This window comes from Sphingobacterium sp. R2 (genome assembly GCF_040760075.1).
GTDB lineage: Bacteria > Bacteroidota > Bacteroidia > Sphingobacteriales > Sphingobacteriaceae > Sphingobacterium.
The window spans coordinates 1,079,636-1,095,623 of sequence record NZ_CP142884.1 but is presented as its reverse complement, the minus strand read 5'-3'; the positions used below and the strand labels follow the sequence as shown (position 1 = coordinate 1,095,623).

At 39.5% G+C, this 15,988-nt stretch carries 11 protein-coding genes and 1 tRNA gene; 9 read left to right on the top strand and 3 right to left on the bottom strand.

Annotated elements, in window-relative coordinates; all coding sequences use genetic code 11:
- Positions 1 to 13: 13 nt before the first annotated feature.
- The 6 genes from VXM68_RS04520 to VXM68_RS04495 all read left to right on the top strand — a co-directional run bounded on the left by VXM68_RS04520 (position 14) and on the right by VXM68_RS04495 (position 9,095).
- A complete protein-coding gene (locus VXM68_RS04520; RefSeq protein ID WP_367210583.1) occupies positions 14 to 1,456 on the top strand; it encodes a NuoM family protein in 1,443 nt (480 codons plus the stop codon).
- A gap of 17 nt (positions 1,457 to 1,473) precedes the next feature.
- Positions 1,474 to 2,850, top strand: coding sequence for an NADH-quinone oxidoreductase subunit N (locus VXM68_RS04515; protein WP_367210582.1), 1,377 nt, complete (start codon positions 1,474 to 1,476; stop codon positions 2,848 to 2,850).
- 206 nt (positions 2,851 to 3,056) lie between these two features.
- Positions 3,057 to 5,597 carry a DUF5686 family protein gene (locus tag VXM68_RS04510; protein ID WP_294186063.1) on the top strand — a complete coding sequence of 847 codons (2,541 nt, stop codon included), beginning with the start codon at positions 3,057 to 3,059 and terminating at the stop codon, positions 5,595 to 5,597.
- Between the two features lie 4 nt (positions 5,598 to 5,601).
- Positions 5,602 to 6,381 carry an enoyl-CoA hydratase/isomerase family protein gene (locus tag VXM68_RS04505; RefSeq protein WP_367210581.1) on the top strand — a complete coding sequence of 260 codons (780 nt, stop codon included), beginning with the start codon at positions 5,602 to 5,604 and terminating at the stop codon, positions 6,379 to 6,381.
- Positions 6,382 to 6,532: 151 nt separating this feature from the next.
- Entirely contained in the window at positions 6,533 to 7,729 is a 1,197-nt protein-coding gene (locus tag VXM68_RS04500; RefSeq protein WP_367210580.1) for an ankyrin repeat domain-containing protein, read from the top strand.
- A gap of 19 nt (positions 7,730 to 7,748) precedes the next feature.
- Positions 7,749 to 9,095 (top strand): ankyrin repeat domain-containing protein, encoded by a 1,347-nt coding sequence (locus tag VXM68_RS04495; protein WP_367210579.1) that lies wholly within the window; start codon positions 7,749 to 7,751, stop codon positions 9,093 to 9,095.
- 327 nt (positions 9,096 to 9,422) lie between these two features.
- Here VXM68_RS04495 and VXM68_RS04490 read toward each other — a convergent pair.
- Positions 9,423 to 9,494: transfer RNA gene (locus VXM68_RS04490), tRNA-Glu, on the bottom strand.
- Positions 9,495 to 9,604: 110 nt separating this feature from the next.
- Positions 9,605 to 10,246 (bottom strand): 4'-phosphopantetheinyl transferase superfamily protein, encoded by a 642-nt coding sequence (locus tag VXM68_RS04485; protein WP_293957290.1) that lies wholly within the window; start codon positions 10,244 to 10,246, stop codon positions 9,605 to 9,607.
- Between the two features lie 118 nt (positions 10,247 to 10,364).
- On the opposite strand from VXM68_RS04485, the gene dcd reads away from it, so the two are divergent.
- On the top strand, positions 10,365 to 10,901 hold the full coding sequence (gene dcd, locus VXM68_RS04480) for a dCTP deaminase (protein ID WP_367210578.1): 537 nt from the start codon (positions 10,365 to 10,367) through the stop codon (positions 10,899 to 10,901).
- Complete coding sequence (locus VXM68_RS04475) at positions 10,901 to 12,010, top strand: MBL fold metallo-hydrolase (protein ID WP_367210577.1); 1,110 nt, start codon at positions 10,901 to 10,903, stop codon at positions 12,008 to 12,010. Before dcd ends, VXM68_RS04475 begins: the two co-directional genes overlap by 1 nt.
- 4 nt (positions 12,011 to 12,014) lie before the next feature.
- On the opposite strand, the gene VXM68_RS04470 is transcribed toward VXM68_RS04475, so the two are convergent.
- The gene (locus tag VXM68_RS04470) at positions 12,015 to 13,250 is read right to left on the bottom strand and encodes a glycosyltransferase (protein WP_367210576.1); all 1,236 of its coding nucleotides are present in this window, start codon (positions 13,248 to 13,250) and stop codon (positions 12,015 to 12,017) included.
- Positions 13,251 to 13,373: 123 nt separating this feature from the next.
- Between VXM68_RS04470 and VXM68_RS04465 the strand changes: the two genes are divergently transcribed.
- Positions 13,374 to 15,968, top strand: a complete 2,595-nt coding sequence (locus VXM68_RS04465; RefSeq protein ID WP_367210574.1) for a phosphatidylglycerol lysyltransferase domain-containing protein — start codon at positions 13,374 to 13,376, stop codon at positions 15,966 to 15,968.
- Positions 15,969 to 15,988: the final 20 nt, after the last annotated feature.

Genomic DNA, 15,988 nt, shown 5'->3' with positions numbered 1-15,988 from the left:
TTTGGTATAATCGATGGATAACTTGTTTTTACTTATTTTATTGCCGTTAATAAGCGCATTGATGCTAACTTTATTAAAGACCAATGCTGCCAAGTCTATTGCCTTGATTTTATCATTGATATCTTTGGCGTTGACGATTCCCTTCCTTTATGCTTTTGACGCGAATGGAGGGATGCAATTTGAACAAAATTGGCTATGGATTTCTTCGTTGCATATTCGTTTTCATATCGGCGTTGACGGAATTAGCTTGCCGTTGATATTATTGACGAATGGGCTGATGCCTTTAATTATTGCCACAACCTTTAAGAAGGATTATAAAGGAAGTTTCTATGCACTAATGGCTTTTATGCAAGCAGGATTGTTGCTGGTATTTATGGCCTTGGACGCTTTTAGTTTTTATGTGGGTTGGGAAATTGCCTTGATCCCGATCTACTTTATCTGTGCCCTTTGGGGCGAAGGAGATCGCATTCGTGTCAACTTGAAATTCTTCATCTATACGTTTTTGGGTAGTCTTTTGATGCTGATTGCGATTCTTTATCTCTATCAACAAGTACCTAACCGTGATTTTGAGTGGACTTCGTTTATCGCATTAGATTTAGGGGAAAATACACAGCGGTGGTTATTTTGGGCATTTTTTATCGCTTTCGCTATTAAAATTCCTATTTTCCCTTTTCATACTTGGCAACCTAACACCTATACTAATGCGCCTGCAGCAGGTACAATGTTGCTGGCAGGTATTATGCTCAAAATGGGGGTTTATGGTTTAATGCGTTGGCTGCTGCCTATTGCGCCTGCTGGCGTTGCACTATATGGTCATTTTGCGATGATCTTATGTGTAATTGGGATCGTTTATGCTTCCATTATTGCCATTAAACAAGATGATGTGAAGCGATTGATCGCCTATTCATCAATAGCCCACGTTGGCTTAATTAGTGCTGGTGTCTTCACATGGAATACCAATGGCCTGAGTGGAGCAACTATTCAAATGTTAAATCACGGTATTTTGGTGATCGGGCTTTTTTATGTGTTGGATATTATACAGCAGCGCACACAGACACGAAGTCTTTCTGAGCTCGGCGGAATAGCAAGCAAGGCGCCACGTTTGGCGATATTCTTTATGATTATTTGTATGGGAGCAGTTGGGCTGCCTCTTACGAACGGGTTTGTTGGCGAGTTTTTGTTATTGAAAGGCGTTTTTCAATATGGATTTTGGTTTGCTGTGTTTGCAGGTTTAACCTTAATTCTTGGGGCAGTATATATCCTTAGACTTTATCAAAAGACCATGTTAGGGGAAGCGACCGAAAGAACCAAACAATTTGAAGATGTGAAAAGTACCGAGCTTGTCGTGTTAACGATAGTCTCCGCCTTAATTCTTTATATTGGTATATTCCCAAATTTCCTATTGAACCTTTCTGCAAGTTCGGTGGAAGTTTTAAGTACATTTTTAGGCAGATAATAGATTTATTTAATTGTATGGGTGCAATAATTACACTTTCGATATTAGCATTGGTGGTCCTTTATCTTGGCTTATTCAAGGTAAAATCTATGCTACTGCCTGTTTCTATCCTTGGATTTCTTGTCGCTATCGGTTTTCTATGGTACGACTGGAATTCTACCAGCGGTCCTCTTTACAGCGGGATGGTTCATTTTGACCATTATGCTATTGTTTTTTCAATCTTATGTATTGCCGTTACCTTATGTATCTTTGTTGTTTCAAAAGGGTATTTTGACCAAGAGGGACAAGTCGCGGAATATTATTCACTATTAATATTTTCCCTCGCAGGAGCTGTTCTTGTAAATAGTTATCATAATTTTTCGATGCTCTTTTTAGGCATTGAAATTATGTCAGTAGCACTTTATATTTTGGTCGGAATACGTAAAAGAGATAAAGCATCAAATGAAGCTGCGCTAAAGTATTTTATTATGGGTGCTTTTTCAACCGGTTTTCTTTTGTTTGGAATTGCCCTCCTATACGGAGCAACAGGCTCATTTGATCTAAGTGCAGTGAAAGAATATGTTGTTAATAATCCTCAGGCGATTTCACCTTTATTTTATGGCGGAATATTATTTCTAATCGTAGGGCTGACTTTCAAAGTTGGAGCTGTTCCATTCCATTTCTGGACACCCGATGTTTACGATGGGGCTCCGATTTTGATTACAAGTTATATGAGTACAGTAGTTAAGGTAGCATCTTTTGCTGGATTATTGCGTTTATTCAATTATAGTCTATTGCCTTTACAAGATTTTTGGACACCCGTATTTTTAGTGATTGCCATTCTCACCTTATTTGTTGGAAATATTTCAGCGTTAATGCAGTCTTCTTTCAAACGAATGCTTGCCTATTCGAGTGTTTCTCATGCAGGTTATATGTTGTTTGCGATTATAGCCGTGGGTGCCACGTCAGCCAATAGCATCTTTGCGTATGGTCTTGCTTATTCGCTGGCAACGATTGTTGCTTTTACGGGATTGATCCTTGTCAAAAAGACAACAGGTTCCGAGCATTTTGAAGCGTTCAATGGATTGGGCAAACGTAATCCCATGCTGGCATTTGCAATTACAGTTGCCATGCTTTCTCTTGCCGGTATACCTTTGACTGCCGGATTTATTGGTAAATTTATGATGTTTTCTTCTGTGATGGAGAACTATCATATTGTATTGCTCGTGCTAGCCGTCGTCAACGCGGCAATTGCCGTATATTACTACTTAAAGGTTGTTGTTGCGATGTACTTTAGGGATAGTGAGGAATCTTGTGTCAATGTGCAGTGGAATTATTCACTTGTACTATTCCTTGCAGTCGTGCTTACAATTATAATTGGAGTATATCCAGATTATCTTTTAAAATTAATATAAAGTTTTTATTCAACATACATGTTTTAAATGCGCATAGCGACTTTTAGTAATCAGCATTGCGATTACGTGGATTAAAAGTGAAGATTTCTGTTAGAATACTTGTTGTTTATTAAGCATGGCGATTCGCTGTGCTTTTTTTACTTTTATTGGTATAACTCTTGCATACAAATTGTATATTGTAAAAAAGAAATCCTATCAATTTGCAGATGGTGTTTAAAGTGTGTGTTAAATCTTTTTCTATTCATTTTTTCGGTGTATTATTATTCCTCTTTATAGGAGGGCGGGTAATTGCGCAGGAATTTATTCGTGGAAAGGTAGTGGATGCGCATACAGGAAAAGGTATCGCAAGAGTCTCAATTAACTGGCTTGGGGAAGATCGAGGAGGTAGTAGTGATACGCTTGGAAATTTTAAAATTCAGGACATTAAGAAGTATCGCCAGTTAATCTTCGGTGCAGTGGGTTATGAACGCAGGACAATTGATGTTCGCCGACTGCAAGATTCGATTTTGACAGTTCGTTTAGTAGCCTCTAATAATACGTTAGAGGAGGTTGTCGTCAGTAGAAAAAATAAAAAATTCAAAGATCCTGCCATCGCCTTGATTGAAAAGGTGATAGCAAACCGTCCCCAGAACCATTACACCCGTATTCCTGAAATTCGTTTCGACGAATACGAGAAAACACAGTTTGGTTTTGTCAATCCGGAAGATAAAGCCAAGAAATTTCCAAAACCATTTCGGTTTCTTTTTGAGAATGTTGACTCTACTGCTTTCCGGGGGCTCACAATCGCGCCATTCTATCTGGAGGAAAACTATGCAAATGTCTATTCATCACATAATCCAGACCGAAGTAAGAAAATTATCATTAGCCACAATCAAACAGAATTAAATCCACGCTTTTTTAACAATGATAATTGGCAAACCCGGTTTCAGACGATACTCCGTGATGTTGATCTCTATGATAATACGATTCAGATCACTAACAAAGGTGTGTTGAGCCCAATTGCTACTGGTGCAACGGCATTTTATAACTATCAGATCAAAGATACAATTCAAATCGATGGTCAGGATTATATAGCACTCCATTTTGAAGGCAAATCTGCGATTGATTTGCTTTTCTACGGTGATCTCCTGATCTCGGATGATACGAGATATGCGGTCCATCGCGCGACATTGAATATAGGACGTGCCGCAAACATCAATTGGATAAATGACGTACAGATAGAGCTGAACTATCGCGAATTTAAAAATGGTGGTATGCTCCCTGTTCATGCAGATCTGAAAATGTTATTTGGCGGTAGTAAGTCCGATGTATTATATGGACGCAGAGAATCCCAATACCTAGGACATCGTACGGATTCAATTTCGAGTGAGAATTTTGCCGGAGTACCTATTGAAAAAAGGTATCTTCTCAAATCTGCTGCACAAGTGCCCCTAGTACGGATTAGACCGAGTCCCTTAAGGCATGCGGAATTAGGGGCCTACCAAAAAGTTGATTCGGTACAAAATATGCGATCTTTTAATCAGTTGGTTGCATTAGGTTATTTACTGGCAAAGGGCTATTATAATGCTGGGAAAGTTGAATTTGGACCTCTTGAATATCTATACAGCCGTAATAATTATGAAGGTAATCGGTTCCGCTTAAGTGGTCGAACAACTCGTTTATTCTCCGAAAAAGCTTATATTGAAGGATATACTGCTTATGGAGATAAAGATAAAGAACTTAAATATTACTTGAGTACGGCCTTTACGTTGAATGGTGAACGTATTGTTCAGTTTCCTGCAAATTATTTGCGCTTTACTGTACAACATGATGTGATGGAACCAGGGCGGGGCTTGGGCTTCTTGAAAGGCGATGGATTCTTCCGTTCTTTTGGGAGAAATAGGCCTAACAAATGGCAATTTAATGACATCTATCGCTTAGATCATCTGATCGAATTTGGGAATCATGTTAGCGTCGGAACGGCATTTACGCACACCCGAAGACAGCCCCGTGGTGATTTGTTTTATATCAATAGTCTACCTTTGCCCGATACAGTTCGCCAGGTAAATACAAATGATCTGCAGCTGATTTTACGCTGGGCTCCAAATGAAGAATTTACCTATCATAATTTAGACAGGGGTACTGTAGAAAATAAGTATCCCATCTTTACCCTGCAATATAACAAAGGTTTGAAAGGCTTTTGGGGAGCTGATTATAGGTATGATGCATTGCGGTTCAGTATTTTTAAACGATTATTCTTATCTCCGGCAGGTCAGGCCGATCTCGAATTTTCAGGAGGAAGAATTTGGGGTAAGCACCTGCCTTATACCTTGCTTGAACTTCCAGAGGTCACAAAAGATAAGCAGGGACCTTTGGTGAACTTTGATCTGATGGCGACTTCGGAATTTGCTTCCGACCAGTTTTTGAAGCTAACTTATTATCACAATTGGAACGGTTTCTTTTTCAATAGAATTCCCTTGTTCAGAAGGTTAAAGTGGCGTGAAGTAACAGGCTTTAAGGCTTTTTATGGAAAGCTGAGTGATGCAAACAATCCATTTGTTACTCCCGAAAATATTCAATTTGAGGCAGATAAAGAAGGCATTATTCAAACAAAGGCATTCCGTAACAAACCTTATGTGGAAGGGCTTGTGGGGGTAGATAATATCTTTAAATTGATTAGATTAGAGTATAAAAAGAGATTAAGCTATAGAGGTGGCGAAGGCGTACCTTCAGATACTTTTACGGCATCTTTACATTTTAATTTTTAGCAATATGGTTCAATATTCAAGTTTAAAATACGCTATTAAAGATAGTATAGGCTATATCTTTATTAATCGCGAACCGCAGCTGAACGCCTTGAATCAGCAAACACTGGATGATTTACAAGATCTTTTCAAACATTTCAATTCCGACAATCAAGTACGAGGTATAATCCTGACTGGCGCTGGAAACAAAGCATTTGCAGCAGGAGCAGATATCAAGGAATTTTTGGATTTGTCTGTTATTCAGGCGCGATGGCTGAGTGAAAGGGGGCATATTATTTTTTCGGATCTTATTGAGGACTCTCCAAAGCCAGTTATTGCTGCTATCAATGGGTATGCCCTAGGCGGAGGGCTTGAACTCGCTTTGGCCTGTCACATGCGTATAGCTTCTGAGAATGCTAAAATGGGTCTTCCAGAGGTTTCGTTGGGCTTAATTCCAGGTTATGGCGGTACACAACGTTTACCCAAATTAATCGGAAAAGGACGAGCCATGCAACTAATTTTAACGGGTGATATGATTGACGCTCAGCAGGCTTATGAAATAGGATTGGTAAACGAGGTGGTCGTACAGGATAAACTCATTGCCCGAGCGGAGGAAATACTTCAAAAGATATTTACGCGCTCTCGCGTTGCAGTAGCAAATGCAATAGCTGCAATTAACGCTGCAGAAGATAAACAACAAAATGGAAGCAAAGTTGAAATGGATGCCTTTGGACATTTATTCGGTACAGAAGATTTCAAAGAAGGTATTTCTGCATTTTTAGCGAAAAGGACACCCAATTTTGAGTAGCGGCCTAAAGCAATTTTTTATTATCCTTTTAGGTTACAGTTTTATACTGATTCCGTAGCTTATATTAAATGGTATTCATACTATTTTTTTTGTTAAATCGTTTTTAATTGAACCATGTTGGTTTCGTGTTTAGATTAACACCAGTAAAAAAATGACAAATAACGAACTAAGAGCACTTGCTGAATTTTCGCGCAAAGATGAAATTGCAAAGATGGAACAGATTGTCGCAGCAGCAGACAGCAGAATTGAGTTTCAGGAGTACGAATTGAATAGTTTAGTGAGCCAATTGATTCGATCTCAGCATTATGGAATCCTAGATCGGTTTTTACTAAAGGGGCTAATCTCAACTGATCTATACGATTACGATCGTTTGAGCACATCTGTCATCAATACCTTATTTAAGCCTCAGCTAACATCCGAAGCACAACTTGACATCCATCTAAATTGGATCAAAAGTTATTTGGCTCAGGTTGATGATATTGATGAAGAAGTGGACGGTAGTACCTTATTGGAATATGCTGTGCAGGAAAATGTGGCAATGCCTTTCTTAAAACTTATTTATGAGGCAGGTGCTGACTTGCAGCGAATGGACAAATATGGACAAACATTGCTTTTTAAAGTGTGTATTTTACGTATGCAGCCCAACGAGCGTATTAGCGAGCTTGTCGATTGGTTATTAGCGGAGGGCTTAGATCCGAATATTGCCAATGTTGAACAGAAGACAGCGTTACATATGGCTGTTGATACGTTGAAAACTGACGCTGTAGTTAAATTACTGGATGCTGGAGCAGACCCAGGCTTAAAGGATTGGCATGGGGAAAGTGCTTTTCATTATGCCGCGATTAGGCATTTTAATCCAGATTTACTGCTGACTCTCTTCAATTATGGAAAGCCAGATTTTCATAGCGTCGATAAGCAAGGTGAAAACTTGCTCAATGCATTCCTTCGCAGAATGCATACCGACAGTGAGACTAATCTAACCGTTCTAGTCGTGCTTTTGGAACACGGTGCTGATCTGACGGCAGCCTCCATGTGGTACCAGAGAGAAAAAACAGGAGTTGATTGGCTGGCAGAAAAGTCTCTTTTGGTTATACAAGAAATTGTGGACAAAGGATTTTTAGATCTAAATTATATGGATAATGAGGGTAATACGTTATTGCATAAGGTTTGTCAAGAAAATCTCAATCACGATGAAAATAAAGCCCGTGAGCTGTACAGAAAGGTGAAATATCTTGTTGGTGAGGGGGTCGACCCTCAATCAGAAAATAGATTGGATAAAAAGGCTGTTGATTACGCTATGGATGATAATCTCAAGATAAAGACAGTCGAATGGTTATTAAAACAATAAATAAGTTTAGAAAAGAGTTATGTCTCAATCATTTATAATTGCTTGTGAAAGTGGGAAACGTAAGATAGCGGAGATATTACTGGAAAAGCATCAAGTGGATGTATCTTACACCGATGAAATGGGGCGTACAGCATTGCATTATGCTGCGCATCGGGGGTATCTAGATTTGGTGAAAAAGTTAGTTGACGCAGGTGCTACCTTGGACTACGAAGATCATCGGGGTGAAACCCCTTTGTATTTTGCCCTGTTACAAAAGCAAAAGCAAACGGCAGTCTATTTATTGGAAAATAACGCCAATATTTTAATCAATGATTTTTTGGGGAATAGCTTGCTTCATATCGCAGCGCGCACAGGGCAACAGGAAATGGTTGAAAAACTGATTACACATGGCTTGGATGTAAATGCTTTAAATAACAGCGCTGAATCCCCCTTACTATTGGCTGTCCAAGCAAAATATCCACCTGTAGTACAATTGCTTGTTGAAAATGGCGCTCGTGTAGACACAACAGACAAAGAAGGCAACACAGCTTTAAATTTGGCAGTGGCTTTGGGCTCTGTTCCTATTGTGAACATGTTGTTAGATAATGGTGCTTCTGTCAATATACTCAATGACTTAAGCGAGGGGCCTTTACTGCTTGCCGTAAAAAACGGGAATCGTATTCTTGCCCAAAAATTGTTGGAGCAGGGAAGTGATATTTTTGCTGAATCTGCTGAGGGTATTTCGCCAGTATGGTATGTATGTAATAGTAATCAAAAGGAGTTGCTTGCATTATTTTTAGAAAAAGGTCTTTCTGCGGATTACGCGCGTCCTGTGGATTCATTTGACGGAAAGGATGGACAATATTTGGAGAAGTTGATTGCTAGAACAGGAGGGCGTACTTTTATACTTGGATTTGAACCACATTATGCTGGGGAGACATTATTACATACGGCTACAAAAATGGGCTACCTATCTTTGGTCAAACAGCTTTTGGATAGTGGCGCAACGATCGATAAACAGGATGCAACAGGCAATACCGCGCTTCATTATGCTGCCGCTTATGGTAAAAAAGATGTGTTGCGGTATCTTCTTTCCAACGGAGCAGTGACAGATATAGCGAATGTATTGGAACAGAAAGCAATAGATTATTCCAATATGCAAGGATATAACGAAATAACAGCCTTATTGATTGATTTCGGTGCGCAAACCAACGCTGTGGGAGACGGGCCGGTCAGCGCCAATAAAAAGGTAATACCTGAAAGGCCTACAGGAATGGATATGACACAAAAAAAGCAGGCGCTATTTGATCTGAAGGATTTATTAGACGCAGGCATTATCAATCAAGAAGAATTTGATACAGAGAAAGCGAAAATTTTAAAGAGTTAGCGTTTTGACCGATCGTTTTAAATTTGTACTGCTAAATTCTTCTCAATCAGTTTCAAATAGAACTTTTATCCGATCGGTCATTACTGTTTCATATCTACTATTTCATGATTATGTTGAAGCTGGTTAAGTTCATCTTATCTTAAACAGTCTTTTAAGAAACCAGGGTATTCCTTGTTTGCGATAAGGTATAGATTTAGTTAACAGCATATAATCACAGTCCACATGGATTAATGGATTTTTAAAAGGATCCCAGTTGTTTAAACAGGCATGGCATTGGGAAGATAAGTGAATAAACTAAAAAAGCGACTCCTTGGAAGTCGCTTTTTGTAGCCCGTAGGGGAATCGAACCCCTGTTTCAAGAATGAAAATCTTGCGTCCTAACCCCTAGACGAACGGGCCATATCGTTTTCGATGATGCAAATATAGAAGCTTTTTCAAAAAGCGCAAAAAAAAAGTGCAGTTAGAAAGCTAATTCATTGAAATTGAGAAAAATTATTTTTTTAAATGTCCTATTCCACAGCATAAGCAAGCATATACGCATTGAATTTTTCGTAATACACATCATAAATATGCTTCTTTTGATTGCTGTCTAGTTCAAGTTTTAACATACCTTGCGATTGATAGGTGAATGGTTGTATGGTCATGTTGTTCAGGAAAGAAACACCCGCATTCCCTTGAAGTTTGTAAATAGCCTCTTTGGCACACCAGCATGCATAAAGTTGCTCATATTGGTTCTCATCACGGGTGATGAAAGCGAGCTCTTCAGGCTTTAGAAATTTGTGTTGGATGCGCTCTACTTTTGTGTTGATGATTTCCATATCGATCCCAACCTCTCCCTTTGTACTGATCATTGCAGCCGCATAGTCAAATGAGTGCGAAAGTGATATTTTCTGAGGAAAATTAGCGAGATAAGGTTTGCCATTCGGATCGGAAGGACATTCAATATAGCGGGATGTATTTAATAGCGTTCGCAATAACACACGTGTTGCAAGCCAGTGGAGCCTTCTTTTTCCAATATTGAAGGAACCCAAAATTGCTTTTTCACGTTCATCCAACTGAAGCTTCGACATCAAATCATCGTCAGATTCTTCAATTCGCCAAATAGCAAATTTGGTTTGGCTATCAATTTCACGTAGATATACTAGACTCATGTCCAAATTTAAAAACAAATCGCAGATTTTTGTTTTGAAAAATGAAGTAAAATTAGTGGGAGAACTGTATTTTTGAATTTGTATAGCATGGCCTGATGCCTTTGCTATTTTGAAATACATGATTTTATCTGATAAAAGAATTCTCGAAGAGATTGAAAATGGCAGTATTGTCATTAAACCATTTGATCGTAAGTGTTTGGGCACAAATTCATACGATGTACATTTGGGAAAATATTTGGCAACGTACGCAGACCGTGTACTGGATGCAAAAAAGCACAATGAAATTCAACATTTTGAAATTCCTGAAGAGGGATTCGTTTTAGAACCCAATACGCTCTATTTAGGTGTTACACAAGAATATACCGAGACGCATAAGCATGTCCCTTTTTTAGAGGGTAAATCGAGTACTGGTCGCTTAGGGATTGATATCCATGCAACCGCAGGAAAGGGCGACGTCGGTTTCTGCAATACCTGGACATTGGAAATTTCGGTAGCTCAACCGGTCCGCGTTTATGCTGGGATGCCTATAGGACAGTTAATCTATTTTGCGGTAGAGGGGGAGATCGAAACATTTTATAATACCAAAGGTAATGCAAAATATAACGGTAAGACAATCCGTCCGGTCGAATCCATGATGTGGAAGAATAATTTCTAATGAGAACGATTGGGTGGATTATATTAGCGACGCTATTGATTATCCTTATCAGCGGCGTACTTTATTATTTTATCCATCCTATCTTTGGTGGAAGTTTCAAGGGTGCTCGACTGGAGCGGATGAAACAGTCTCCAAATTTTAAAAATGGTACTTTTCATAATCTTGAAGTAACGCCATCGTTGAAAAGCGATGTCAATGTAGTCGCTTTGTTTTGGGGTTTCCTTTTCAATAAAAATCCCCACTTGAAACCTATCGATGTGTTGCCTGTTGTTGCCTGCGATTTAGAAAATCTCCCTCCAGACGATGTTCTTATCTGGTTCGGCCACTCCTCATATCTGTTAAAATTAGATGGAAAACTAATATTAGTGGATCCTGTTTTTAGCGAAAATGCTTCCCCTATGCCAGGTAGCAATAATCCCTTTAAGATGTCGGTTGACTATGCAACGATGCTTTTTCCTAAAATGGACTATTTGTTTATCACGCATGATCATTATGATCACTTGGACTATGAGACCGTTGCGAAATTGAGCAATAAAGTTGGCCAGGTTATTTGTGGTCTTGGTGTTGGAGCACATATTGAATCTTGGGGGTATAATGCTGATCAGGTTATAGAGGGTGATTGGTACGACCGCATACAACTAGGACCTAATTTTCAGGTCACCTTTACCCCAGCGAGGCACTTCTCGGGGCGAAGAATCACACGGAATAATACCTTGTGGACATCCTTTGTGTTAAAGACCTCCAAGTATACTATTTTCTTGGGTGGCGATAGTGGCTATGGCAAGCATTTCAAAAAAATAGGTGATCAATTCGGGCCATTTGATTTAGCAATCTTAGAAAGTGGGCAGTATAACGATGCTTGGCATTATATCCATTCTTTACCAGATGAATGGGCTGCTGAAACGAAGGATTTGAAGGCCCAAGCTATTTTACCCGTACATTCTTCGAAATTCGCTTTGGCTATGCACGATTGGAAAGAACCGATGGAGAAATTTTACGAAATAGCTGATGAAGAAAATATCAATCTGCTTACGCCTAAAATAGGACAATTGGTGTATTTTAATAGATTGGATAGCGTATATCCACCTTGGTGGCGTGAAGTCCAATAAAGATCTATTTGTTTTTTTCCTCAATCCATAGTGACATATATTTTGTGCTCTGCATCGTGTGGTGTAATAAAATCTGACTAATAAAATTTTGTTGACGATGTTTGTCAATCTGCGCCTTTAATAAGGATAGATTTGTCATAAAGTCATCTTGGTACTTTCGTTTTTCATACCGTTCGTTGATGATTCGGATGCCATTTTCCTGAGCAGTATACCAAATCTTTTTGTTTTCATATAGCTCAACAGTTTTGACACAAAATGTTTCGGGATCATCTTCTATAAAACCATTCCAGTCCAAATTTCCCTTCATGGCTTCTGCTCCGATAGTCGTCGTGACCGATGGAGTGCCGGTCTGCATGGCGTCAATAAATTTCCCTTTTACACCTGCACCAAATTGAATCGGTGCGAGGAGGACCCGGTAGTTTTCCATAGTAACACGAGCAGATTCTGCCCGCCCCTTAATCAAGAATTGCTCTTTTGGATTGTTTAACTGTAGTACTTTCTGCGTCGCATAGGCCCCATAGATGTGTAATTCCGCTTTAGGAAGCGTCTTTCTTAACTGTGGCCATATTTGTGTTTTTAGATATTGCACGGTATGCCAGTTGGGTTCATGAATGAAATTCCCAATAAATAATAAATTCTTGCGTTCTTTGAAAGGCTTCCATTGTGCCACCTCAGAGGGAGTGATCTCCTTCTCAAGGAACGGAAGATAATAAAGGATATCCGGTGAAATTCGAAATTCTTCGATAAGAATCTTCATTTCAGATTCGGAGATAATCAATGAGAGATCACTCCGCAGTATGGCGGCAAGTTCTCGTTTGGCGGTATCGGTAAATAATGCTTGAAAGGAAAAATTATCTTTACTCTTAACAGATGTCTGTCTTGCTTGGCGCAAGAAATGTAAATCTTCTGTATCAAGTACACGAAGTGCGTTGGGACATTGCTGAGCAACACGCCAGCCATATTGCTCTTCGACCATAAAACGATCAAATACAACAATGTCAGGCTGAAGCTGCGTAATAAAATCATCAAAGCTGCTGCTATTAAGCACAATTGTCTGTTCTTGTATCCCCAGAGATTGCAAAAAGGCGCTATAGGGTGATTTGGCCGCGGCCGAAGCAAATGTAATCTGGTAGGAGCTTGCATGGAATGTTTCAATCAATTGCATCATGCGAAAGCCCGCCGCAGAAGATGTTGGCTCTGGCCACACAAGTCCGATGAACAAAACCTTTTTCTCTTTCATGTCGGTAAATTACTGATTAATGTGAAAAGAATTGACGAAAAATTAACAATTAGTCATTTTCAAACGATTAGCTTTATTCAGTGTATATAAAATATGTAAGGTTATCCACCATTAAACAACTATATGGTCAAAACTATTGCTCAACGGATTCGACATTTTTCACCAAAAACCTATTGGAAGGAACTAATAGCTGTTTTGGTAATCTTATTAGCCTTTGTATTTTTTAGAAATGAGCGAAAAGAGCTTGCTGCAATTATTCCGCAATTGCGTGCGGCCAATTTAACCTGGGTATCCGTTGGGGTGGCCATAACCATCATCTATATTGTGCTCCAGGGATTGATGTATGTACAGAGTTTTAAGGCTATTGGTCTTTCCATTAATCTGCGGATTGCAATTGATCTTTTCTTAAAGCGCAATTTACTCAGTGTGTTTTTGCCCGCGGGTGGAATTAGTTCGCTTGCCTACACAACGACTCAGTTGCGGAAAAGAAATTTAAATACCACTCAAATTCATCAGGCTGGCGCTCTTTATGGTTATGTTGGTTTATTGACTGTCTTTATAATTGGCGTACCCGTAATATTATACACAATCTGGCACAACAAAAATTTTGGCGATGCCTGGATTTCACTGGTGATTTTAGGATTGCTGTTGGGTATTGTATTTTGGATAGTCTGGTCTTTTAGAACCCACAGAGGGATCTACAACTGGGTAGAATCAAAGTTTCCTGCTGTTTCTTCCAATATTGATGAAATATTTTCCGGAGAAGTCAAGCTGAAGTATCTGTTGGGGACTATGATCGCCTCCATGGTGGTGGAATTTTGCGGTATAGCACATGCATTTGTAAGTATGTATGCCCTAGGTTTGGATCATTCCTTTGAAGCTGCGGCTATTGCTTACACTGTATCAGTTGTATTAATGATCGTTTCTCCTTTCTTGCGCGGGCTTGGGGCTGTCGAACTAACCATGTTATATATTTTTAAAGCATATGGCTATTCCCAGGCAGAGGGTTTAGGCATCACTATCCTCTATCGGGCATTCGAATTTTGGCTACCCTTAATTTTGGGACTTTTGGCTTTTGCATGGCGTGGCAAGCAATTGCTGGCGAGGATTGGACCTGCCTTGCTTATTTTCTTTTTGGGCGTGGTGAACCTCGTCTCCGTACTGACACCACCGTTGGCCGATCGTATGAAACTTGATCGATTTTATTTGCCGCTGGAAGCAATTCACGCATCTAAATTTATGGTATTAGTGTTGGGATTGGGTTTACTGGTCACTTCGGCCTATTTGATTAAAGGCTTCCGTATTGCATTTTGGATAGCTGTAGTATTCAGCGCACTATCCCTTTTGGGGCATGTCTTTAAAGCCCTGGACTACGAAGAAGCTTCGGTGGCTTTATTGACCTTGGTTTTATTGGCGATGAGCTATAAGCAATATCGCATTAAAAGTAATATTCGATGGATGCGCATTGGGTTTATCACATTTTTTGTTGCTCTCTTGGCCATATGCCTATTTGATGTGCTGAGCTTTTACTTTATTGATAAGCAACATTTCGGGGTCGATTTTACGTGGGGACAATCCATTTACCATACCGCAAGAAGCTTCTTATTGTTTGCCGACGATGAACTGATGCCACAAACAAACTTTGGTCAAGAACTCTTGCGGATCACTCAGGTACTTGGCCTTTTTTGCTGGTTTCTCTTGATCTATGCGTTAGCACGCCCCCGTCTTCTAGCAGATGAGGACGCGAACCAATCTGAATTTGAGCGTGCGGAGCAGCTGCTGCTCGAATTTGGACAGTCTCCGATGGATTTTTTTAAACTCGGAAAAGATAAGAGCCTATTTTTTTCGGAAATTTCAGAAGGATTTACGGCTTACCGCTTGGCTAACGAATTTGCAATTGTATTGGATGAACCTGTGTGTGAACAAGGGGATAAGGAAGAGTTGATTCGGGAATTTGATGCATATTGCTATGCAAATGGATTGAAAGCCATTTATTATCGTGTTGATGAAAATAGCTTGGTCCACTTTTCTTCCCTTCGCAAACAGAAGATTACAATTGGACAGGAGGCAGTATTAGAACTCGAGGTATTTAAGCTGGAGGGTAAGGAGCGTAAGTCATTGCGTAACGGACTGAATGCAATTCATAAAAAGGGGTTTACCACAGAAGTGTTGACAGCACCGCATAACAAGGAAATTATAGATCAATTGAAAGCGATCTCCGATGAGTGGTTGAAAGCATTTGATAAAAAGGAAATGGTTTTTTCACAGGGTATGTTCGACGGGGAAGGTCTTGTCTCACAGGATATTATTGTTCTGAAAAATGAAGCAAGTCGAGTCGTTGCTTTTCTCAATATTATTCCTGACTATGCAAAAGATGAATGTACCTATGATATGATTCGAAAGTCTTCGGAAGCTCCAGGTGGAAGTATGGATGCGTTGATCGTTGAACTTATTGCCTATGCGAAAGCCAGAAAATACGTGTATTTAAATTTGGGCATGGTACCAATGACGGGTTTAGGAGCGACGGAGAGCCCCGCAGAGAAAATTATGAAATTTGCCTCAAAGCGATTAGGTAATTTCAAACATTATCATAGCCTGCGCGATTTTAAAGAAAAATATGCGACATTTTGGGAAAATAAATACCTTGTATTTGATAACGATTTTGATCTCATACAACTTCCCGCAGCACTGATAAAAGTAATGAAGCCAAATGAATAGCTTCATATAGAGCTCATACA